The organism is Rhizobium croatiense (assembly GCF_019793465.1).
In the GTDB taxonomy this organism is placed as follows: Bacteria; Pseudomonadota; Alphaproteobacteria; order Rhizobiales; family Rhizobiaceae; genus Rhizobium; species Rhizobium croatiense.
This window is the reverse complement of the sequence record NZ_JAILYJ010000049.1, coordinates 1-1,098: the sequence shown is the minus strand read 5'-3', so window position 1 is coordinate 1,098 and position 1,098 is coordinate 1. Positions and strand designations below refer to the sequence as shown.

Annotated in this window: 1 protein-coding gene; it reads right to left on the bottom strand. The window is 57.6% G+C overall.

Annotated elements, in window-relative coordinates; translation table 11 throughout:
- A partial coding sequence (nifK, locus tag K6M89_RS30475) for a nitrogenase molybdenum-iron protein subunit beta (protein WP_092755373.1) occupies nucleotides 1-1,017 on the bottom strand: 1,017 nt, incomplete at its 3' end.
- Nucleotides 1,018-1,098 lie beyond the last annotated feature (81 nt).

Sequence of the window (1,098 nt, the reverse complement as noted above, 5' to 3'; positions counted from 1 at the left end):
CGGAGGAATTTCCTTGCCGGTAATCTCCGAGACCTTCATCAGGAATTCGTCGGTCGCCTGAACACCCAGCGGATAATGGAACGAAGCCGTAACCTGACCGACCTCCTTGCAATATTCCAGCGTTTTGCGCGTGTTATAGTGCTGCAGCGACAGGGTCGCTTCGGCATTCAACGCCGTTTTCAAGTCCTCGATCTTCGTGCCGCCGTCATACATGCGGTACGTACCGTCAGACGGCGTGTCGAACTGGTCGGAGGCATCCTGGATGAAGATGTAGGATACGCCCATCATGTCGAGCAGGCGCTTCAGTTCGCGGTTGTTGCCGACGCAGAAGCCGTCGAAGCCGGGAATGATGTTGATGGCTTGAGCAACCTCCTTCCGCTCGTTGCCTTTCCAGAAGTTCTCCAGAATGCCCTTGATCATGCCGTCATAGCCATCGACGTGGCTGCCGACGAAGGCAGGCGTGTGGGCGAAAGGAACATCGAAGTCGTGCGGGACCGACCCTTCGTTCTTTGCGTTTTCGATGAAGCCGTGGAGGTCGTCTCCAATGACTTCGGCCATGCAGGTGGTCGAGACGGCGATCATCTTCGGATCGTAGAGCTTGTATGTATTGGCGAGCCCGTCGACCATGTTCTTCAACCCGCCGAACACTGCCGCGTCCTCCGTCATCGAGGACGAGACCGCTGATGAAGGCTCCTTGAAGTGACGCGACAGATGCGAACGGTAATAAGCGACGCAGCCCTGGCTGCCATGGACGAAGGACATCGTTTGCTCAAAGCCTGCGGCTGCGAAGACGGCACCGAGCGGCTGGCAGGCTTTGGCCGGGTTCACGACCAGGGCTTCGCGGCCCAGGTTCTTTTCGCGATACTCCCAGGTCTTCGTGAAGTCGTTTTGATCGGCAACGACCTGATCCGGGTGGGGGCATTCGAAATTGGCTTTCTTCTCGGCGAGCATCTGCCTGTATTCCGGCTCGCGGAACAGGGGAGCATGGTCGAGAACTTTTTCCGCCGACTGCGGCATAGTAAGCACCTTTCTTTTCATCGCGCCGCACCGGTGGCGGCAATGGGATGTCATCTGTCACGAGTGCGGATCAAGTCCGAT